Here is a 21,135-nt window from a genome sequence, read left to right as displayed (position 1 = left end):
TCTTGAGTCGATCAAGGGGTGCGATCGCGGCTCTCGAAGAGAACTCGATCGTCCAGTAGTCCGAGGATTAAGAAACTCAATTAAGCGACTTCGTCTAACTCTGGAACAAACTCAGCCTCGTAATTCTCAATTAAAACTCCGATCACATCCATCATTGAAGCCAAAGGATGATCCTCATCTTCACCGACTTGATCAATCAAACGATCAAGCAAGGAAACTAGCCGCTCATACTCTTGTTCTGTATGAGGCACAAAAACGGTTTCAGCGATCGACGACCAAGCAGTAATTGTTTTCTCTAAGTTGAGATTTTGCATTACTCTTTCCACCTCTCTTCATCATATTCTGCGTGAGTTAGGACAGCCCGAATGTAAATCTTCTGGCGATTGTAATGAATAGCGGCAATCAGTCGAACCTTATTTCCTCCAATGTTAAAGATGGTGAGTTTTCCGACTTGATCAGCAGACGGAAATCGCTCACGGAGTTCTAGAAACGAAGCAAATTCGCCTTGTTTGACAGCTTTGTACCACTGAGCAAGAGCGGTTTTTGTATCTGGATGAAGCTTTGCAAACTCATTAAGCCGTTTACGGGTAATGACGTGCATATTAATTGACTCATTTCCGCTCCATCATACAGCGGTCACGTACTCGTGCGCTGGAGGCATCGCTCCGCTCCACCGATCGCCTAATTTCTAAATCAGTTTCGCCGTTGTGGGGATTGAGGTGTTAGAGGTGGAGATTTTGCTCTGGAAGGTTGGTGTTTCGCTCGCCGAAGGTGTTCGCGTTCTTTGATCAATCGAGGAATGCGATCGCACCCCTCGATCTTGAAGGAGTGTATTCTTTAGAATCGTTTGGAGACTCTGACTTAGAACGATTCGGGGTTGAGTTTTCCCATTTCCCAGGTGGTGTAGGTTCCGATCGGACTCCAAATCAAATAAGGCAAGAGTAAGAGCGCTGCTGTGCCGGAGATTGATAAAACTTGAAACGCTAAAAACAGTCCCAAGACAAAGCCTAATCCACCGACGATCGTGCCATTCCGTAAGCTTCTTGTCCACAACAGCACCGGAGAATAGGCAACGATCGTGACTTCAATCAATGCATAGAATGCCATTAATCCCCAGTTTTGGGTCTTTTCCCAGACGATGTAAGCTGACCAAGCGCCGCAGATAAAAACGATCGTCCAAATCAACGGAATCGCTTTCTCAAACGTCAGCCATCTAGGGCGCTGCAATCGATTGAACCATTTGATATCTTTGGGGCGAAGAATGCTGCTTCCTAATGCAATTAGGAAAGTGACAACACCAATAACTAACCAAGAGGGAAGCATACGATCAGCGCTCCAAAACATCTGACTTGCATTGTGTCAGAGGTTAATCATTCGGGAATCGATCGCAAGAGTGAATCTAGAAAGAGAGCAAATTAGGCAAAAATATTAGTGCTTGTGCTGAACTTCGGCATAAGCCGCATAAACACCTTTGACGTTGTACCAATTTAAGAAAATGCGGGCGACTTGTTCTGCAAGTTGAGGTTTGCCTTGTTTGATTAGTGATCGCATCACAGGCGCAAGTGTTCTCTCATTCAACAATCCACCCAGCGATAACATGCCCCACAGGATTCGGTGAATCCAGGTCATTTGAATCATCATTCGCACATCCCAAGTTGGATGTTTCTGATAAAACACAACTCCCATTCGACCCCGTTGTAATTCAACATCGATTAAGCGGGGAATTTGATCTAAAGAGAACGCAGGATGCCAATGATATCCCACAGCTTCCGGGCATTTAATGAGCTTTAATCCTAAGTTCTTCAGCCGTACACCGAGTTCTAGATCTTCCCAACCGTATTGTTTGAATCCTGTATCAAATAATCCCGCCTTGATTAGCCAATGACGCGCGATCGCAACATTCCCCGTCGCAAAATAAGCCGCAGAAAAGTCAGTCAGTTTATAAGGTTCAGAAGTGGGATCATCGAAATTTGCCGTATTAATCACACGACCGTAAGTAAAGCAGCAATCGCTCCCTAATTCTTTCTGTGCTTGAATTAAGGCTTCAACGTGCGATCGTAAAAACACATCCGTCACCACTAAATCACTGTCAATAAAAACGATCGTGTCGCCTTTTGCTTGTTCGACTCCGTAATTTCGTGCTGCCGCCGCACCCTGATGATTCCGACAGAACAGGCGAACGTGAGGAAAATCAGCCGCATTCGATCGCAACCATTCCACTGTGCCATCGGTTGAGCCATCATCGACGACAACCACTTCATACTCCGAAAACTGCTGACATTCGAGCGCTCGGAGGCACTTTTCTAAGATGGGTTTGCGGTTGTAGGTCGGAATCACAACACTCAAAAACACAGCATTCTCCTCAAAGGCACGTTCCTAGTATCCTCGATCGTCGTTGAACCCGATTAAGTTCCAAATGGGTTCTCTTCTCAAAACAGTATTGATTTTTAACCTAGATCCTGTACAACTTCTGATCTGTGATACAGAACTTTCGCAGCATCATTGTAAACTTGAGTGTCTTGACGTTACAGAGAGCGGAAATTTTATGGGTCGTGCGAAGAAAGTTGTGCTGGCTTATTCAGGCGGGGTCGATACATCCGTTTGTATTCCATATCTCAAGCACGAGTGGGGAGTCGAAGAAGTCATCACCTTGGCTGCGGATTTAGGACAGGGGGATGAGTTGGAGCCGATTCGCGAGAAAGCGCTGGCTTCGGGCGCATCCGTATCGCTGGTGGCAGATGCAAAGGTCAACTTTATCAAGGATTACGCATTTCCGGCGATTCAGGCAAATGCCCTGTATGAAAACCGCTATCCGCTCTCGACTGCGTTAGCGCGTCCCTTGATTGCCAAGCTGCTGGTAGATGCCGCCGCAGAATATGGAGCCGATGCCGTAGCGCATGGTTGTACCGGAAAAGGAAATGATCAGGTGCGGTTTGATGTGTCGATCGCTGCCCTCAATCCCGATCTGAAAGTTCTCGCTCCTGCACGAGAATGGGGCATGAGCCGCGAGGAAACGATCGCCTACGGAGAGCGCTTTGGGATTGCATCTCCGGTGAAGAAGAAGTCGCCTTATAGTATCGATCGCAATTTACTCGGTCGCAGTATCGAAGCAGGCCCGCTCGAAGATCCTTGGACAGAACCGCTCGAAGAAATCTACGCGATGACCAAATCGATCGAGGAAACGCCGAATGAGCCAGATTACGTCGAAATCGGCTTTGAGATGGGGATTCCTGTGAGCTTGGATGGACGGTCGCTCAACTCGATCGATCTAATCACCGAACTGAATGAGCGCGTTGGCAATCACGGCATCGGACGGATCGATATGGTCGAAAACCGCTTGGTCGGAATTAAGTCGCGGGAAATCTACGAAACGCCTGCGTTGTTGGTATTGATTCAGGCGCATCGAGATCTAGAAAGTCTGACCTTGACCGCAGATGTAACACACTACAAGCGCGGTATCGAAGAAACCTACTCGCAGATGATTTATAACGGCTTGTGGTACAGTCCGCTTAAGTCGGCGCTAGATGCGTTTGTGCAGAAGACGCAAGAGAAAGTGAGCGGTACGGTTCGGGTGAAATTGTTTAAGGGCAATTCGTCGATCGTCGGTCGCAAGTCCGAAAATTCGCTGTACACGCCCGATTTGGCAACTTACGGGTCAGAAGATCAGTTTGATCACAAAGCGGCGGAAGGATTTATTTACGTCTGGGGACTGCCGACTCGCGTTTGGTCGCAGCAACACCGCAAGTAAGACCATCTATTTTGCAAAGGGGCGTTCTAAGAGCGTCCCTAATTTGCTGTAATTTCTCAGGAGTGTAATTCACAATTACTTTATCTACACATAGAGTTTGTGAATCTCTGAACGTGATTCAGCCAAAAATCAGTATTTTCCGTCAGTGCTGCTAGTTTGAGCATTTGACTCACCCAATGTCGATCGGTCACAATCGATCGTAGACCGCGAAACAAATTGGGTGCGTCCATCTCACTTCACGACCTCTGAACTAGCGCAACATCATAATGCAATCTACGCTCAAAACTGGACAAGCGAAACTGTGGATTTTACTGATCGGAGTAAGCCGATATGAAGATCGGAAGTTTCCGATCTTGCAATACTCAACGATCGATACTCAGTCTCTTGCGGATGCGTTTGTCGATGTGACTCAAGAGTTTCCGAATACTTCGATTCAGGTGCATCACGATGCTGCTGCGGCACCCTCTTTGAGTGAAGTGAAGGTGAGTTTGCAGACGATCACCGAGCAGGCAAAGCCAGAAGATACCGTCGTTGTTTATTTCTGCGGTCATGCGGCGCTTGATCTGCGCTTGCAGCAGGCAGTATTTTGCTTAGCCGATACGCAGAAAGATGCAATGCGACAAACCGGACTCAGCGCGATCGGATTGTTGGGACTGTTGGGGAATTGTGCGGCAAAGCAACAGGTCTTATGGATCGATGTCTGGCACGCGAACGGAATGACGGCTCAGACGGATGCGGCAGAATTGCTGGATAATCCGGTTGGGCAGTTGATTCAGATGTTGCAGCAGCAAGCAATGCAGCATCCTGGATTTCAAGCGCTTCTCTCTTGTAATGCCTCTGGGCGTGAAATTCAGCAGTCTTGGAAGTTTCCAGAATTAGGGCATGGAGTGTTTGCTCACTTCCTGATCGAAGGACTGCGGGGAGCGGCTGCAAACGCAGAGGGAACTGTGACAACTTCGGTGCTGGGGAACTATGTCCACGATCGCACCGTGGATTATGTCGATCGCAGCAACCAGCAGATAGAGTGGCTGCACCGCGATACAAAAAATCGATCTTCTAAAGCCATTCTGCAAACGCCAGTCCGCATTGGTCAAGCCCAAACCGTTTTGGGCATTAAGCCTAAAGATCCATTAGAGCTTTTGTTTCCAGAGATTGAAGCACCGAATATTGACCCCCCGCTTCCTCGCTCTACTCAGCCCTATCAGCCGCAGCTGGAAACCGAGACTATCGTTCCGCCCTCGATCGAGAAACCGAGTACGATCGAGCCTGAGATTCCTATCGTTCAGAAGATTGTTTCTGAGCCTAGTGTTGCTGAACCAGTCGAGCCTGCAATACCAAGCGCGATCGAGCCTACTATTCCTACGATTCAAACCATTGCTCTTGACCAGACTGCAATATCACCTGTTGCTGAATGGGTTAAACCTGAGATAACGCCTGTAACCTCTTTTCCAACGATCGCGTCTAACCCTGTTGAATCTGCAACGATCAAGAGCCTAGTTAAATCGCCTGCTTCTAAACCTGTTCGCAAGACAGGGGAGCGTCAAGTTAGACATCTTCAGGAAGCGGCTAGACAGCACTTCAATCAAGCAGGAACGACGCTGACTTCGCTGCAAGGTGCGATCGTGCAAGCCACCCAAGCTGCCGGAGAATTTGCGATCGCACAGCAGACTCAATCAAAGCAACGGGCGGCTCAACTCAAAAGTGCCGTAACTACAAAAATTAGCGCGCTGAATCGATCGATTTCTCAAGCCGCAAGCTCTGGACAAACTCTCTATCAGCAACGCGCCTCCGAGATCGGTCAAATTGCAGTAACCACGGCTCAACTCTCAAAGCAACGCGCTGTCCAACTCAAGAGCGCTGCGACCACAAAGATTAGCGCCTTGAATCAATCGATTTTTCAGACTGCAAGTTCTGGACAAGCTCTCTATCGTCAGAGAAGCTCAGAAGCAAATCAAATTGCAGCGACCACGGTGCAGCACCTCGGTCGTGCCACTCGAAATCTCACACAATCCACGCTTGAGCAAACCCAGAAGCCTAAAACTCAGAAGATGGTGACAACCGGAGTAAAAATCGTCGGTGTGGTTGCAGTTGCGGGTGTGGGAGTTGGATTATATCAATCTCGCAGTGAGCAAATTGAGACGATACAAAATCTCTCAAGTGCGGCAACCACACAGCTTGAAGCCAATCAAGCTAGAGAAGCGCTCAGCACTGCCCTTGAAGCAGGGCACAAACTTCAGCAAGTCGATCGTCCCTGGAATTTTGTGCCTGAAAGCCTGAAAATTAGCACGATCGTCACATTGCAACAAGCGATCGCAGCATCCGAGCCGCCGTTATCTCCTTTGAGCAATTCGCTTTCAAGTGCTAGCCTTAGCCCGGATCAAAAAACCTTTGCCGTTGTGACCCGCAACAACTCAATTCAACTCTGGCAACGTGCCGGGAATCAGCCTCAGTCAATCCGGGCAGAGTTTAAAGGGCACAAAGCCGCCGTTACCCAGATAGTGTTTAGTCCAGATGGCAAGCGTCTAGCCTCTGCAAGTCAAGATAAAACGATTAAGCTCTGGAATATTGAGAAGGGCATTCTGATTCAAACGCTCTCCGCTCATACGGAAGCAGTAACGGCACTCAGTTTTCGATCGGACGGAGAAGTGTTGGCATCCGGAAGCGCGGATCAAACGATTAAACTCTGGAATGTTTCCAAAGGTCGGATTCTCGACACATTCAAAGGCCATAATGCGACAGCCAGCGTCATTCGCTTTAGTCCCGATGGTCGAATTCTAGCGGCTGGAACGCTTACGAATACTCTTCATCTTTGGTATCCCGACAGTCAAAATCCGATTCTGCTTGGAACTCACGGGAGTCGCTCTGAAGCACAAGCAATCAACGATCTCGCATTTACCCCAGATGGAAAAACGATCGCTTCAGCCGGATCAGATTCAACCATTAAGCTCTGGACAGCGGGTAAGGCAAGCTCTGAGCGAGAAACGGTTCCGACTCAGACCTTATCCGGTCATGAAGCGGCGGTCACAAGTATCAGTTTTATTGCAGATGGGAAAGTTCTTGCATCAGGTGGTCGCGATCGCACAATCCGACTGTGGAATATGCAGGACGGAACCTTTTTGAAAACGCTGCTCGGATCTCAAGATCAGATTGAGCAGATTGCGCTTAGTTCAGATAGCAAAACTTTGTTAAGTGTGGGAAATCGCTATGGCTTGAAGATTTGGGACTTTGATCTAGAAACATTAATGCAAACAGGCTGTCGATTAAGTGGTAATCGTTCAGCGTGTTCTTAGAGTTCTCTCTGAGCAGCGATCGAGCTTTCTTGTTATCCTTATTTGCATCCATATTTCCCAGATTGAATGTCAATGGATGCTGAACAAACTCAGTTAATCGATCGCTACCGCAAGCTAGATCCGCTCAAGCGCCAAATTCTGCGCGTCTTTTCAGTGATTTATGAGCCTGTGAGCCGCACCGCTTTTTTGAGTTGTTTTAATCCGTTAGACACGAAAGATAAGACTGGGAAGGCTTACACTACCACTGGAATTAAGTCGCATCTCGATCGCTTATTTCAAGATGGCTTTTTAGTTCAGTATTCGGGTCAAGGGCCACAATGTAATCCGTTGATTGTGGAGGTTGCAACTCGTGAAGCAGTTGCACTAGGAGAATTTAATCAGATCGTCAGTGCTATCAATCAACACTTGCCGATTCACTGCTACGGGCAAACAGGGCCCAGATACTTCACCAACGAGCGCCAATTCCTGCGAGAAGTTCGCATTGGAATTTATCAGAATAATATGAAGTCTGTGGCTCAACAATTCGAGGACTATTACAGATATGGCTATCAAAAGCGGAAGATTACGATCGACGAAGTCTTATCTGATGTTTGTAGCAATCCGTTTGATCCAGATTGGTTTCGGTCTTTAACACCAGATATCTATCAAGCCGGATTGATTGGAATTCTTAGTTATTCTTATTTGCATTTAGTTCCAGCAGATGAAGCGTTCAAACTGCTACAAGAAGACTGTGCAACGGGAGCAACAAAGTTCAATTGGCAGTTTCTATTGCTTGCAGAACAGTTGTTATTAAGAGGAAGACTGACCGAGGCGGAAGCCGTTTTAGAACAGTTACCAAGAGAATACCGCGATAGTGGTGCTGCATTGTGGGGATGGTTCAACATTCTCAAAGGTAATGCCGAATCTGCGATCGCCCAGTTTACGATCGCGCTTGCGGCGCTGCGAAAAGGGACTGGAAAACGCAAAGCTTACTTCCAAGCCCCAACTGGATTGTTCTTTATTTTGGCGCTGATCAAAGAAGGCTCTTCAGCACGACTCGACGAAGCGAAGAACTATGCTGCGAGCGGACGACAAGCAAAACACTGGCTCAGTTTGACCTATGAAACCCTAGAGAAACTCATTCAACTGCAACAAGGTGATATTGCTCAGAAAGAGTGGATTTTTGATCTCGTGCCTTACCGCAATCAGCACAGTCTTGAAACACTGTTGAACTCATTGGCGCTCTACTGGGCAGATGCCGATGCTGCTAAACCCTTGTTGACAAACTCATTAGAAACATTCCATCAAACTGCAAAAGCAGCAGGCTATGATTGGATCGCACTTGAATCTGCACTGCTCTTATCTAAGATCAAGCCTAAAGGTGAGTTTAACGATGTTGCACAACAGTTGCAGCAATCTATGGCGATTACACCCATCATTGATTTACTACGATCGCAGCAACCTTGGGAGCTATGTCTAAACGCACTGGTAAACTTGCAAAAAGAACCCGCTAAACCGACCAAAGGAGAGGCAGAACGGCGTTTAGCTTGGTTTGTAACATTACTCAAGAATCAATGGTTACTGCAACCCCGTGAACAATCGATCAACGCTAGAGGGGAATGGGGCAAAGGTCGGAACATTGCGCTAAGACGATTAGATAAGTCGCTACAAGAATTTCCTTACCTCACTGAACAAGATCGCAAAGCTTGTACTGAACTTAAAGCGACTCCAAGTAGCTACTACGGACAGATGGACTATCGCTTCGGAGAGCGAGCAATCGCGGCACTGGTTGGACATCCTCATGTGTTCTGGGAAGATACCAACACGCGCATCGAGATTGTGAAAGGGGAACCCGAACTGATTGTTAAAAAAGGCAGAAACGAAAATCTAAAGCTGCAACTATCACCTGCTGTGAAAGACAACCAGAGCATTGTAGTTGTGAAAGAAAGCCCGACGCGACTCAAGGTGATCGAAATGACTCTAGAGCATCGTCGGATCGCTGAGATTCTAGGATCAAAAAATCAGTTAGATGTGCCTGCGATCGCAAAAGATCAAGTCCTTGCCGCCATTCATGCGATTTCTAATCTAGTCACAGTCCATTCTGATATCGGTGGCGGGGTCAGTGCGGAAGAAGTCCCTGCCGATGCAACTCCGAACATTCATCTCCTACCTGCGGGAACGGGGCTAAAAGTTGCAGTGTTAGTGCGTCCGTTTGCAACAGGCGGATCATACTACCGTCCCGGTATGGGTGGTGAAACAGTGATTGCTGAAGTTGAAGGAAAGCGATTGCAAACGACACGCGATCTAAGACAAGAACGAAAATTAGCAAAGAGCGTTATTGCAGATTGCCGCACGTTAGAAGAGTACGAGGAGGAGGACAGCGAATGGTGGATTGAAGATCCCGAAGCTTGTTTAGAACTGCTGCTTGAACTGCAAGAATTGGGCGATCGGGTGATCATCTCGCATCCCGAAGGCGAGAAGTTCCGCATTCGCAAGCAGGTTGGATTGGGAGATTTTCAGCTTAAGATTCAGCGCCAGCGCGATTGGTTTGAGGCGAGCGGCGAAGTGAAATTAGACGAAGATTCTGTCTTGGAAATGCAGCGACTTCTAGAGTTGCTAGGACAAACATCCAGCCGATTTATTCGCCTCGAAGATGGTCAATTTCTCGCGCTCACGCAAGAATTTCGCAAACGTCTGGATGACTTCAGAGCGATCGCAGAGAATCACGGTAAAAAGACACGCTTTCATCCCCTAGCAGCAGTCGCGATCGAAGACTGGATGGATGAAGTTGGAGAACTTGAAGCCGACAAATATTGGCAGCAACATATCAAGAAATTGAAAGAAGTTGAAGCACTTGCTCCCATCGTTCCATCAACGTTACAGGCAGAATTAAGAGAGTATCAAATTGAAGGGTTTCGCTGGATGGCAAAACTGGCGCATTGGGGCGTTGGGGCGTGCTTAGCGGACGGCATGGGACTTGGAAAGACCTTGCAATCGATCGCGCTTATTCTCACCCGCGCTGCTAACGGAGCAACGCTAGTAATTGCCCCTACTTCGGTTTGTCTGAATTGGATTAGCGAGATTGATCGATTTGCGCCCACATTGAATGTTATTCAATTCGGTAGCGGCGATCGCCAGAAAGTCATCGATCGATTACAACCTTTCGACGTTCTGATTTGCAGTTACGGCTTACTTCAGCAAGATGATGTGGCGCAACTGTTAGCAAAAGTGAAATGGGAAACGATCATTCTCGATGAAGCCCAATCGATCAAAAATTTTGCAACGAAGCGATCGCAAGCTGCAATGAATTTACAAGGTGGATTCAAACTCATTACAACGGGAACACCGATCGAAAATCACTTAGGCGAGTTATGGAATTTATTCAGATTTATTAATCCTGGATTACTCGGATCGCTAGAGCAATTTAACGAGCGATTTGCCGTTCCGATCGAACGCTTTGAGGACAAACAAGCCCGCACTCGCTTAAGAAAACTCATTCAACCCTTCCTCCTCCGCCGCACGAAAAGTCAAGTTTTACAGGAGTTGCCCTCGCGTACCGAAATTGCGCTGCACGTCGAACTCAGCACTGAAGAACGGCTATTCTACGAAGCACTGAGAAAGAGCGCGATCGGACGTCTTGCCGAATCTGATGCTACCGCAGGTCAAAAACATCTACAGGTGCTGGCGGAACTGATGAAGCTGCGTCGGGCTTGCTGCAATTCCCGCTTAGTCACCCCGAAATCACCGCTACCGAGTGCAAAACTTCAGCTATTTGGGGAAGTGCTAGAAGAATTATTAGACAACTGCCATAAAGTTCTAGTCTTTAGTCAATTTGTCGATCACCTACATATCTTGCGCGAATATTTGGACGAAAAAGCGATCGCCTATCAATATCTCGACGGCAGCACCTCAACTCCCGAACGCAAAAAACGCATTGATGCGTTTCAATCTGGAATCGGGGATGTCTTTCTCATCAGCCTGAAAGCAGGAGGAACTGGACTGAACCTGACTGCTGCGGACTATGTAATTCACATGGATCCGTGGTGGAATCCAGCGGTTGAAGATCAAGCCAGCGATCGCGCTCATCGCATCGGTCAACAGCGTCCGGTGACAATCTACCGACTGGTGGCGAAAGATACGATCGAAGATCAAATCGTAGACTTGCACCAACACAAACGCGAACTCGCTGACAGCCTACTTGAAGGCACAGAGATTAGCGGCAAGGTCTCTACTGAAGACCTACTGCAACTAATTCAAGCCGGTTAGGGCGATCGCTCCTCCAAATTGGAATTTTTAGCAATCAGGGTTACAGTATTCAAAAAACTTCACCTCACTGACCTATGAAACCTGCCGTTAGTTTGCTGCGTGCCACATCTTACGATCTCGTTGAACTCCGCGCAGCCCTCGAAACCCTACTCGAACCGCTCGGAGGAATCGGCGGCATCGTCAAACCCGGCGATCGTGTTCTGCTCAAACCGAATCTGCTCACAGGCGCGCGTCCTGGAAAAGAATGCGTCACCCGCCCAGAAATCGTCTACTGTGTCGCGAAAATGGTGCAGGAGGCAGGCGGAAAGCCATTTCTCGGCGATAGCCCTGCGTTTGGGAGTGCGCTAGGAGTTGCCAAAGCCAGTGGTTACTTACCCTTAACCGAATCGCTCAACTTGCCGATCGTTGAATTCAAAGGCAAACGCTACGAAACGATCGGCGAAGAGTTCAATCATTTGTTGCTGTGCAAGGAAGCGATCGAAGCCGATGTCGTGATTAACTTGCCTAAAGTAAAATCCCACGTGCAACTGACCGTAACAATGGGCGTGAAGAATCTGTTCGGCTGCGTTCCTGGCAAAATGAAAGCTTGGTGGCACATGGAAGCCGGAAAAGATCCCGATCGCTTCGGCACAATGCTGGTCGAAACGGCTCGCACGATCAACCCAGACCTCACGATTATTGACGGCATTATCGGGCATGAAGGCAATGGGCCGAGCGGCGGTGAGCCGAGAAATTTAGGTGTATTGGGGGCATCACGGAACGTGTTTGCGCTCGATCGCGCCATTGTTGACATTCTCAAAGTCGATCCGGTGGCGGTTCCGACCCTGATCGCAAGTCAGCGCTTAGGACTCTGCTCAACGACCGACGAAATCGAGTTTCCGCACCTTTGCCCGATCGATTTACAAATCGCAGACTGGCGACTCCCTGACAAGATGATGCCGATCGATTTTGGCGCGCCTCGCGTTCTCAAATCCACCTTCAAGCATCTTTACATTCGATTCATCAAAGAACCAATGGCAGCCTATCGCTGAGCCAAACCATGAGCTAAAACGCGAAGGATGAGAAAAATTTATGCGGTTCGGCCCTTGGATTACGCGCTGTAATGGCTTAATGATCTTTTAATAACTGTTGTTGCAGCTTGTAAGGTCTAACCCTACTTCTGGGCAGATTCAGTATCGTAAAAGAACCTCATCCTTCGTTCTTATGAATCCAACTCTTCTCCGTCAAGTCTGGGCAATCGTCGAAGCGACTCAAGCCCCACACCTTCTAAACCTTGATGATGCTCATCTTGTTCAGTCTCTTCTCCGGCAGTTCAGTATCCAACAACCGCTCAACTCTGAAGAAATGAAACTTATCTCAAGCTATCTCCATTCGCGAGTGAGTTTAATTCGCGACTTGGCTTCCGATCGCTTAGCCGTTCCCGCCTAAATACCCTTCGATCAATAAATCCGACTCGATCGTTTGCCACCTCACTCGCACTAACTGAATTGCGTCCGTCATCTTCTCTAAACCTAAATTCCCGATCGGCGTTGGGGCATCGCTTCCGCCAATAATTTTCGGTGCCACAAACGCCCAAATTTTTTGTACACAGCCTTGTGCGATCGCCTGAGCTGCTAATATACCCCCACATTCCCACAGCACCGTATTCAAGCCGCGATCGTACAACTGCATCATCACCGCATCAGGCGTTAACTCCTCTAAATTCACGACCTCAACACCCTGTTGGATAAGATTCGTTTGAACAGCTTGGTCGGCGTTCAACTGAGTAAATACGATCGTCGATGCACTCTCTGTATTCCAAAGATTCGCTTTCAGCGGCAGATTGAGAGTTCGACTCATCACGACCCGCAGCGGTTGATGCTGAGAGAGTCCGTGGGTTGTCAACTGCGGATTATCGTTACGAACCGTATTGCCGCCGATGACGATCGCGTCACACATCGTTCTGAGTTGATGAACCCGATGTCGCGATGCTTCACCTGTCACCCAACTGCTATGTCCGCTAGTTGCGGCAATCTTGCCATCCAGCGTCATTGCATATTTGAGAATGCCAAACGGACGATGCCGCAAAATTCGATGCACAAACGCCTCATTCAGCGTCTGACAATCCGCTTCCTCAACCCCGACACTCACTTCAATCCCTGCCTGTTTCAAAGTCGCAATTCCGCTGCCTGCGACCTTTGGATTCGGATCAACCATACCAACCACCACACGCCGAATTCCCGCTTCAACTACGGCTTCCGAGCAAGGCGGCGTTCTGCCATGATGATTACAAGGCTCGAGATTGACGTATAGCGTTGCTCCTTGCGATCTCGCTCCCGCCTGTCTCAGCGCAAACACTTCCGCATGTGGCTCTCCCGCTTTCGGATGAAACCCTTCCCCAACAATTTCTTCATCCGCCACAATAACGCAGCCTACCATCGGATTCGGGGCTGTCCGCCCGATCGCAGTTCGCGCCAACTCCAAGCAGCGCTGCATCATCGCTCGATCAAACGCTGCCGACATTAGTACAGACTGCTAGAAGTCGAGTAATGGCTCAAAATCTCCTGTCCCCACCGTACCAACCGCTCTGAGCCTTCGATCATCAGCAAGTACTGACCCCGATCGAGATGGTGACGATAAATACTGGCAGTCGTCCCCTCTCCGAACAAGCCAAACAGCGCTCCAATCACTGCCCCTAAAAAGCCACTGACGATCGACAACGCCGGAATTAATAAAGGATTTTGCAGCTCTGGAATGCTCAACCAGCCCATGTGACCTGCAACGACGAATAGCAGTCCTGTGATCGCGCCGATCGTTCCAAGGGTCACACTCAGAAGCCGTGCTTTGCGAACGGCAAGCTGCATCGGCTTCATCAGTCCGACGCTTTCGGGATTGCTGTAACCTGTACCGACGATCGCAAGGTGTTCAGGGGAAATGCCGTGATAATGGAGCAGGCGGTAGGCTTGAAAAACAGAAGCTTCGTCCGGGAAAACCATCACGGCAAGGAAAGATTGACGACGCATCAAGCCATTTTTGCGGAGGAACCGTGTAACTGACACAGGAGTAGCTCAGGAATAGCAATTTATCCCTGAATTCTAAACCCTCTCGCTTGATTTACCTATGCACCGAAGGAGGAATTTAATTATTGTTTTTATCAGTTTTATAACAACTTTGTTACAAGAAGATTAGCTCTAGATCAGTCACAGGTTTACAGGATTGGATAGAGAAGCTTGTCCCACTTTATATCTCTCCCTACTCTTACAGCGAATGCGAGGTTTAGTTGCGATCGTGCCCTTGGTTGGTTCCTCCCAGCGCTGCCACGATGACTTCTGCTTCGCCGCTAATGCGCCACAGTGTCCGACTAGCTTCCTTGCTAACCAACTCATATTCGCCTCGAAACGACTCAATCAACGCGGGAATCGCAGATTTTGCATCTGGCCCGATACAACCGAGGGCATAAGCTGCCACCCATCGAACTTGCCAATTTTCATCCTTAAGCGCAGCAATCAAGGCGGGGATTGCTGGCTTTGCTGCGGCGTTAAAACTCGCTAAAACCCAAGCGGCGCTGCTCCGAACATGAGCCACTTTCGAGTCTAGAGCGCTAATCAAAGCTGGAAGTGAGCTAATACCGAGCTTACCCAGCGTTGCAATCGCTTCTCCGCTGACTCGTCGATCCTCGTCGCGTAAGCGTTCTACTAAAGCGGGAATTGCAGTTCGCGCTTCGGGACCGATGTTCCCGATCGTCCGTGCCACTTCCCGCCGGATGCACCAATCACGATCCTGAAACTCTCGAATTAGCGCAGGCAACACATTTTTCGATACCGTACCCAGTTCCCCAAGCTCTCGGATCGCTTCAATCCGCGCGATCGTCTCTCCGGTTGAAAGCATTGGCGTTAAGCGTCTCAGTCGTTGCTCGATCTGAGATTTACGCAACACCTCCGCGCTCAGCCCGACTCGCTGCCCCAGTTCTTCGAGAACAAAATCCGGCACATCAATCTCGGTACTCCGCGTTAAGCAGCAATCCCGCATCGCCAGCAAGAATCCTTGAATCGTGTCCGGCGCACCCGGCATGGTATCTGCCTGCATCAACCAGGTACTCCAAGCCGTGCGATCGTCCTGATACTGTTCTACTAAATGCAGCGCGGCTAAACACTCGGCTAGCGGGTCAAGAGAAAATGTGATTTGATCTTGGGCAGGGCCGATCGCATGGACAATTCGCAATCGTTTTTCCAGGTGCCTGAGCCTTGCTTTTACGGTCTCTTCGTCTGCCTCAGTTTGAGCTTGCAGCGCATCCAGAATTGCTTCGCGTTTCGCTGGAGCCGGACGATAAAAATGCTTCAGGCATTCCCAAGCAATAATTTTTGTGTCTTCATGCACCGTGAGATTATCTGGCTCATCTTCTGCTGCATCGCGATTCAGCTCGTTGAGATAACTCAGCATCAAGTCCGGAATATTATCCGGCAGAACGCCCTCACTGCCCTCTTTTTTCGCGATCATCTGCTCTGCGTAAAGCTTTGCCAGTAGAACGGTGATATTGCGCTGTCCTACCATTCTCGATAGTTGACTACACGCATCAAAGTATTCGGCATCTGTGAATAATTCCCGCTTGTGGCGTTGATTCAAATACGCTTCCAGAAATGAAGACAAGCGATTTCCTTCGATCCGTAGGGGCTTCACGGTTGTTTTGGGAACCTCGTCTAAGGTTTCTTCAACCCGCGAGGTGACGACCAAAGCGTTGGCTGGAAAGTCAGGATGTCCGGGGCGGATTTGCTGGCGTGTTTCTTCGCTCAGTTCAGACAGTCGATCGACAATCACCAAAATTCGTCGCTGTCTCAGCAATTTCTCTAAAAACTCATCGCAGAGTGGATCGGCGGCATCAATCAAGGCTTGCAGTTGTCCCCGAATTGCCTCACGGAACGGACTCTTCTCTTCGGGTAGCTTGAAATCTAGTTCCTGCTCGATCAGAACAGGCAGCATTCGATGCCGGCTTAGGCGCTCATCCGGATCGTCTGACATTGCCCATTTTGCCAAGTGACAGGCGAGGCTCGTTTTTCCGACTCCACCCTCGCCCCAGATTAATAAACACTGCCGCCCGTCCCAAAACGTTGTGTGTAAATCATGGCTGCTCAGTTCTGCGATCGCGTTGCCGTCCATCACCACCGGAATTGGAATATACACCTTGCGATCGCTGACCGTGCTTTTGTGAGCAAATGCCTCCCGTGCAACGTTAATCTGCTGCTTCACCCACGCATCTAACACTCGCGGGTGATAATGCAGCCAACCAATAAACAACACGAACCGCAATGGAATTTTAATACTGCCGCCTAAAGGACTCGCAATCTCAAAATCCGTATAAGGTTGTAGTGCATTATTTAGTTTAAGTAACCATAAGGGACGAACGAGTAATACAGTGAGCCACAGCGATGGCATCGATAACAGATAAAGCGCGATCAATGCGGCTGCGGGATTCGCCTGTGACCACTCAAACACCCGCTCGAATAGCCGCGAATCCTTTTCGTTCTTAAGAACGTTGAGCGATCGACGCACAGTAGCGGTAACTTCTTCGTTAAACTGAGCTTGCGGGTTTTCCAGAATAGGCAATGCTGTTTCGAGAGTGCTGTAAGCCGCAACTAGCTCGGAAGCAGATAGCTTTGCTGCTTTATCCTGCAATACCCCTGCCAATCGTCCCACGGATACTGCGGCGTTGATCCGCACTCCTGAATCCTCATCTTTGAGTGCATTAACTAACTTTGGCAGCGTCGATCGTGCATTCGTTCCGATCCGCCCCAGGGCAGTTGCCGCACTAGAGCGGACATCTTTATCCAGATCTTTGAGCAGATAAGTCAGTTCCGGAACCGCTGCGCTTGCCGCTGCGCCAATTCGCCCTAATGCTAGTGCTGCAAACAATCGAGTTTTGCGATCGGGGTGCTGCAAAGTGCTTCTCAGTTGCGGAACGGCTGCACCTGCCTCTCCTGCAAACGCCCCTAAAGTCGATGCAGTAGTCATCCGAATTTCTGCATCTGGGTCGGCTAGCAACTGCGCCAAGATGGGCACTGCCGATTTGGCATCTGCGCCTAGCTTACTGAGGGCAACGATCGCCGCTAGTCGCATGTCTCTTTCCGGTGCATTCAGCGCATCGGTGAGCGCAGGAATTGCTGGTTTAGCATCGGCTCCAATCTCTGCGATCACGTTAATCGCTTTAATCCGAACAGTGCGATTTGGATCTTCGAGTGCGGCAGTTAAATCTGGGACGGCTTCCTTTGCTGCACTGCCAAACTTGCCAATGGCTTGTGTCGCACCGATACGAATGTCGGCATCTTTGTCTTTAAGTGCAATCATCAAGGCTGGAATCGCGCTTTTTTCGGGATTTTCTAATTTTGAAAGCGCAGCTAAAGCGGCAAGCCGAATTTCTTTAGATGAACTACCGATCGCCTCGATGAAGACTGGAGTTGCAGCTTTGGCGTTCAGTTCACCCAACCTGGCAATTGCAAACAAGCGCGATCGTTGCGGTTCTTTCTCGTTTTGAGCAAGGGCGATCAGGGCTGCGATCGTGGGCTTGCCGCGCTTTTTGAGATCTGCGGCGGATTGTTCTGTCGTTACCAGCTTGCGGATTTCTGCGGGCGTCGTTTGTGCTGAGCCTGAACTTGAGGCGAGTGTTAGCGCCAGACATAACAGCGTTGCTTGACTCGCTAATGTGAAAATCTTGGGGGTGTGCGCTGCCATAGAAAAAGCCTGCAAACGAGATCCATCGTATGCAGGGCTACAACTCGGATTTGGATGCGGATGAATTTGACGGTGAGAAGATCCGTAAAATTCCTAGTCTTCAAACACGATGCAACCCTGACTCCGTAATAGTTCCCAGAGCGATCGACTAAATAACGCGATCTTCCAGGCAAAAGCAGCGCTCTAACTGGTTCGATCAAACTTCCTTCTGCTAAGTATTTATTCTTAGGGCAAGATGAGAGCAAAAATCAGTGATTAAACTCAATGAGCGTCATAGATTAATTTATTGTTTAAACTTTCTTTAATTACTATTCACCATTTCTAATCTTTTCCCTATACTGACTTTCATAAGAGCGGTTAGTTAAGCCGCACCGAAAAAGTTTTCGCATTTTCAATAAACCTTATCTTTAGGAGTAAAGTGATGACCCTGGCAAACAGTCAAAGCCTGGAAAATTCTCATATCTTGTTTACCTTGAAAAGCTTCTTAATCTGGGTCTTTACACTGACTGTCTGCATGATTGTGATTGGTTTTCCGGTGTTTGTTTTAGTCGTTTCAGTAAGTGCTGTCGCCGCATTTGCATTGAATGCAATTCTGCCTTTTAGCTCGATTCTGTTTGTATCGGCGCTCGTGATTGGCGTTCATGCTTTTGGGATTATGTTTGCGGCAGCATGGTTGACGGCAAAAGGCATTCATCCTCAAGAAGTTGAGTTTCTGCGCTGGTTGAATGGTAAAGAAAACCCGTTGCATACTTCGGTGTATGCGTCTTGCCCCTTAACTTGTGAACTCAGCGAATAAGCTTCGCATCAATATCATTCGGTGAACTGGTCTGACACGCCCGACTTTGGTCGGGCTTTTTTATGAGTGTTTACTTTACACTTCTTTATATGTTTTAATCGCAGTTCCCGAATTATGATGAGTGGACGATCGACTCCGGATTCTTAAGTCTTATCTCTTTAAGCCCTATCTAAGTCGAATGCCGCTAAGTAAAGTTTTGCTGAGTTGAGTGAGTTCCCATGCTAAAGTTACCGATTCCGATCTGTGTGATTGTGGGAACGCGCCCCGAAGCAATCAAGATGGCTCCGGTAATTCAAGCGTTTGGGCGATCGCCTGTGTTTGATACGCAGGTCGTTCTGACGGGTCAGCATCGCGAGATGGTGGATCAGGTGATGCAATTGTTCGATTTGTCTGCACAGCACGATCTGGCGATCATGCAGCCAAAGCAAACGCTGACAGATATTACCTGTTGGGCACTGCGGGGATTAGAAGAGTTATTTCAAAAGCTTCAGCCGCGAATGGTTTTAGTGCAGGGAGATACGACGACCGCATTTGCGGCAGCACTGGCAGCGTTTTATCAAAAAATCCCGATCGCTCACGTTGAAGCAGGATTGCGAACGGAGAATATTTTTAATCCATATCCGGAAGAGGCAAATCGACGATTAGTTTCGCAAATCGCTCAGCTTCATTTTGCACCAACCTCGCTTTCCGTGGAAAATTTACAGCGATCGGGGGTGTTGGGTGAGATTCATCAAACCGGAAATACGGTGATCGACGCGCTGTTAACGGTTGCCGATCGACATCCTCCTTGCGAGATTCCGGGGTTGGATTGGTCGAAGTACCGCACGATTTTGGCAACGGTGCATCGTCGTGAAAACTGGGGACAACCGCTCGAAGATATTGCTCAAGGGTTTCTCAAAGTTCTAACTCAGTTTGAAGATACGGCGCTGCTGCTGCCGTTGCACCGCAATCCGACTGTTCGAGAACCGTTAACCGCAATTCTCGGTGATCACCCACGAGTGTTTTTAACGGAGCCGCTTGACTATACAGACCTGGTCGGCGCGATGCAGCGATGTTATTTATTGCTCACGGATTCGGGTGGAATTCAAGAAGAAGCACCGAGTTTAGGTAAGCCTGTTTTGGTGCTGCGGGAGACAACCGAGCGACCAGAGGCAATCATGGCGGGGACTGCTAAGTTGATTGGAACAAACGCGGACAATATTTTGAAAGAAGCGGGTGAACTGTTGAGTAGTTCGATCGCTTATCAAACGATGGCAAATGCTGTCAGCCCGTTCGGAGATGGTTTGGCTTCTGAAAGAATTGTTCAGATTGTAGAACGGTACTTGTCAGGAGCGACTGAAGCTTAGCTACTTGCCTGAATTCCCCGCGCTCTTATCTGATTCACAAAAAATTCTTCAAGCGAAGGACGCGCCAGATCGATTGAAATCAATTGCCCATTCATCAAGCGCAAGCTGCCTAAGAAATCTTGAGGTTCGCCCTGAAGGTGTCCTGTCCATAGTCCATCTTGAAGTTCCAAATCTGGAATCCATTGATGCAGCATTTCTGGTTTTCCGCCTTTGACCGAAACGTGATACTGCTCAGCCGTTCCAAGAAGCTCTTGCATCGAGCCGATCGCAATCAGTTCGCCTTTTGCCAGCAGCGCCACGCGATCGCAAATCTTCTCCACATCCGACAGCACATGGCTGTTAAAGAAAATTGTTTTGCCCTGTGATTTAAGCGACAAAATAATCTCACGCATTTGGTAACGTCCCAGCGGATCGAGTCCTGACATCGGCTCGTCCAGAAACACCAAATCTGGATTGTTGATCAACGCTTGCGCCATTCCAATGCGTTGCAGCATTCCTTTTGAGTATTGCCGCAATTGTTTTTTCTTCGCAGCAGACTGAGCTAAACCGACAAGATCGAGCAGTTCAGGAATTCGTTTGCGCTGTTGCGATCGCTCAATTCCAAATAAATCTCCAGCGAAATTCAGCACCTCCCAGCCTGTGAGATAGTCATAAAAATAGGGATTTTCGGGGAGATAGCCGATGCGTTGCTTCACGGTGCGATCGCCAAGAGAAGCGCCTAACACAGTGGCCCGCCCTGATGAGGGACGCACAATTCCCAATAGCGTTTTGAGCAAGGTTGTTTTTCCGGCTCCATTCTGTCCGAGCAACCCAAATGTTTCACCCTCGTATACGGTGAGACTGACGGAGTTCAGAGAAGGCACCTTCTTATTCATCCAGAACCCAGTGCGGTAGATTTTACCGAGTTCGTAGGTTTGAAGCGCGATCAAACGTTCAATGACCGGAAGTTGAAGGCGAGTTGCAACAGCAGAATCCATAGGTACTCCAAGCTCTACTGAGTAGCCATTT

General features: G+C 48.7%; 15 protein-coding genes. 7 read left to right on the top strand and 8 right to left on the bottom strand.

Going from position 1 to position 21,135, the window contains the following annotated elements; all coding sequences use genetic code 11:
• Positions 1-80: 80 nt before the first annotated feature.
• From NC981_RS05260 to NC981_RS05245, 4 genes are all read right to left on the bottom strand, one after another.
• Positions 81-314: a hypothetical protein gene (locus NC981_RS05260; RefSeq protein ID WP_348241823.1), complete on the bottom strand. Its 234-nt coding sequence runs from the start codon at positions 312-314 to the stop codon at positions 81-83.
• On the bottom strand, positions 314-601 hold the full coding sequence (locus tag NC981_RS05255) for a type II toxin-antitoxin system HigB family toxin (RefSeq protein ID WP_348241821.1): 288 nt from the start codon (positions 599-601) through the stop codon (positions 314-316). The genes NC981_RS05260 and NC981_RS05255 overlap by 1 nt, the downstream gene beginning before the upstream one ends.
• 260 nt (positions 602-861) lie before the next feature.
• The gene (locus tag NC981_RS05250) at positions 862-1,323 is read right to left on the bottom strand and encodes a TspO/MBR family protein (protein WP_348241820.1); all 462 of its coding nucleotides are present in this window, start codon (positions 1,321-1,323) and stop codon (positions 862-864) included.
• 105 nt (positions 1,324-1,428) lie between these two features.
• Positions 1,429-2,352, bottom strand: a complete 924-nt coding sequence (locus tag NC981_RS05245; protein ID WP_348241819.1) for a glycosyltransferase — start codon at positions 2,350-2,352, stop codon at positions 1,429-1,431.
• A 193-nt stretch (positions 2,353-2,545) separates the two neighbouring features.
• Here NC981_RS05245 and NC981_RS05240 point away from each other — a divergent pair, with 193 nt between their 5' ends.
• From NC981_RS05240 to NC981_RS05220, 5 genes are all read left to right on the top strand, one after another.
• On the top strand, positions 2,546-3,748 hold the full coding sequence (locus NC981_RS05240; protein ID WP_348241818.1) for an argininosuccinate synthase: 1,203 nt from the start codon (positions 2,546-2,548) through the stop codon (positions 3,746-3,748).
• A gap of 266 nt (positions 3,749-4,014) precedes the next feature.
• Entirely contained in the window at positions 4,015-7,038 is a 3,024-nt protein-coding gene (locus NC981_RS05235; RefSeq protein WP_348241817.1) for a hypothetical protein, read from the top strand.
• A 72-nt stretch (positions 7,039-7,110) separates the two neighbouring features.
• On the top strand, positions 7,111-11,283 hold the full coding sequence (locus NC981_RS05230) for a DEAD/DEAH box helicase (protein WP_348241816.1): 4,173 nt from the start codon (positions 7,111-7,113) through the stop codon (positions 11,281-11,283).
• Positions 11,284-11,357: 74 nt separating this feature from the next.
• The gene (locus NC981_RS05225) at positions 11,358-12,314 is read left to right on the top strand and encodes a DUF362 domain-containing protein (protein WP_348241815.1); all 957 of its coding nucleotides are present in this window, start codon (positions 11,358-11,360) and stop codon (positions 12,312-12,314) included.
• A gap of 172 nt (positions 12,315-12,486) precedes the next feature.
• A complete protein-coding gene (locus NC981_RS05220; RefSeq protein WP_348241814.1) occupies positions 12,487-12,711 on the top strand; it encodes a hypothetical protein in 225 nt (74 codons plus the stop codon).
• On the opposite strand, the gene ribD is transcribed toward NC981_RS05220, so the two are convergent.
• The 3 genes from ribD to NC981_RS05205 all read right to left on the bottom strand — a co-directional run bounded on the left by ribD (position 12,694) and on the right by NC981_RS05205 (position 17,985).
• Positions 12,694-13,785: a bifunctional diaminohydroxyphosphoribosylaminopyrimidine deaminase/5-amino-6-(5-phosphoribosylamino)uracil reductase RibD gene (gene ribD, locus NC981_RS05215; protein ID WP_348241813.1), complete on the bottom strand. Its 1,092-nt coding sequence runs from the start codon at positions 13,783-13,785 to the stop codon at positions 12,694-12,696. The two genes, NC981_RS05220 and ribD, sit on opposite strands and share 18 nt — an antisense overlap.
• On the bottom strand, positions 13,785-14,321 hold the full coding sequence (locus tag NC981_RS05210; RefSeq protein ID WP_190375507.1) for a hypothetical protein: 537 nt from the start codon (positions 14,319-14,321) through the stop codon (positions 13,785-13,787). Before NC981_RS05210 ends, ribD begins: the two co-directional genes overlap by 1 nt.
• A gap of 217 nt (positions 14,322-14,538) precedes the next feature.
• Positions 14,539-17,985 (bottom strand): HEAT repeat domain-containing protein, encoded by a 3,447-nt coding sequence (locus NC981_RS05205; protein ID WP_348241812.1) that lies wholly within the window; start codon positions 17,983-17,985, stop codon positions 14,539-14,541.
• A gap of 421 nt (positions 17,986-18,406) precedes the next feature.
• On the opposite strand from NC981_RS05205, the gene NC981_RS05200 reads away from it, so the two are divergent.
• On the top strand, positions 18,407-18,781 hold the full coding sequence (locus NC981_RS05200; protein WP_190375505.1) for a hypothetical protein: 375 nt from the start codon (positions 18,407-18,409) through the stop codon (positions 18,779-18,781).
• 218 nt (positions 18,782-18,999) lie between these two features.
• The gene (gene wecB / locus NC981_RS05195) at positions 19,000-20,127 is read left to right on the top strand and encodes a UDP-N-acetylglucosamine 2-epimerase (non-hydrolyzing) (protein ID WP_348241811.1); all 1,128 of its coding nucleotides are present in this window, start codon (positions 19,000-19,002) and stop codon (positions 20,125-20,127) included.
• Here wecB and NC981_RS05190 read toward each other — a convergent pair.
• Positions 20,124-21,104, bottom strand: coding sequence for an ABC transporter ATP-binding protein (locus tag NC981_RS05190; RefSeq protein ID WP_348241810.1), 981 nt, complete (start codon positions 21,102-21,104; stop codon positions 20,124-20,126). The two genes, wecB and NC981_RS05190, sit on opposite strands and share 4 nt — an antisense overlap.
• Between the last annotated feature and the right edge of the window lie 31 nt (positions 21,105-21,135).

This window comes from Leptolyngbya sp. DQ-M1 (genome assembly GCF_039962505.1).
GTDB lineage: Bacteria > Cyanobacteriota > Cyanobacteriia > Leptolyngbyales > Leptolyngbyaceae > Leptolyngbya.
Note: the sequence above shows the minus strand (reverse complement) of the source record. Positions and strands in the feature narration are given on the sequence as shown.

Excerpts from the sequence above, each read along its gene's own strand:
- NC981_RS05260 (WP_348241823.1), bottom strand. The coding sequence starts at position 314 with ATGCAAAATCTCAACTTAGAGAAAACAATTACTGCTTGGTCGTCGATC.
- NC981_RS05200 (WP_190375505.1), top strand. The coding sequence starts at position 18,407 with ATGACCCTGGCAAACAGTCAAAGCCTGGAAAATTCTCATATCTTGTTT.
- NC981_RS05190 (WP_348241810.1), bottom strand. The coding sequence starts at position 21,104 with ATGGATTCTGCTGTTGCAACTCGCCTTCAACTTCCGGTCATTGAACGT.
- ribD (WP_348241813.1), bottom strand. The coding sequence starts at position 13,785 with ATGTCGGCAGCGTTTGATCGAGCGATGATGCAGCGCTGCTTGGAGTTG.
- NC981_RS05240 (WP_348241818.1), top strand. The coding sequence starts at position 2,546 with ATGGGTCGTGCGAAGAAAGTTGTGCTGGCTTATTCAGGCGGGGTCGAT.
- NC981_RS05255 (WP_348241821.1), bottom strand. The coding sequence starts at position 601 with ATGCACGTCATTACCCGTAAACGGCTTAATGAGTTTGCAAAGCTTCAT.
- NC981_RS05225 (WP_348241815.1), top strand. The coding sequence starts at position 11,358 with ATGAAACCTGCCGTTAGTTTGCTGCGTGCCACATCTTACGATCTCGTT.
- NC981_RS05235 (WP_348241817.1), top strand. The coding sequence starts at position 4,015 with ATGCAATCTACGCTCAAAACTGGACAAGCGAAACTGTGGATTTTACTG.
- NC981_RS05250 (WP_348241820.1), bottom strand. The coding sequence starts at position 1,323 with ATGCTTCCCTCTTGGTTAGTTATTGGTGTTGTCACTTTCCTAATTGCA.
- NC981_RS05220 (WP_348241814.1), top strand. The coding sequence starts at position 12,487 with ATGAATCCAACTCTTCTCCGTCAAGTCTGGGCAATCGTCGAAGCGACT.
- NC981_RS05230 (WP_348241816.1), top strand. The coding sequence starts at position 7,111 with ATGGATGCTGAACAAACTCAGTTAATCGATCGCTACCGCAAGCTAGAT.
- NC981_RS05205 (WP_348241812.1), bottom strand. The coding sequence starts at position 17,985 with ATGGCAGCGCACACCCCCAAGATTTTCACATTAGCGAGTCAAGCAACG.
- wecB (WP_348241811.1), top strand. The coding sequence starts at position 19,000 with ATGCTAAAGTTACCGATTCCGATCTGTGTGATTGTGGGAACGCGCCCC.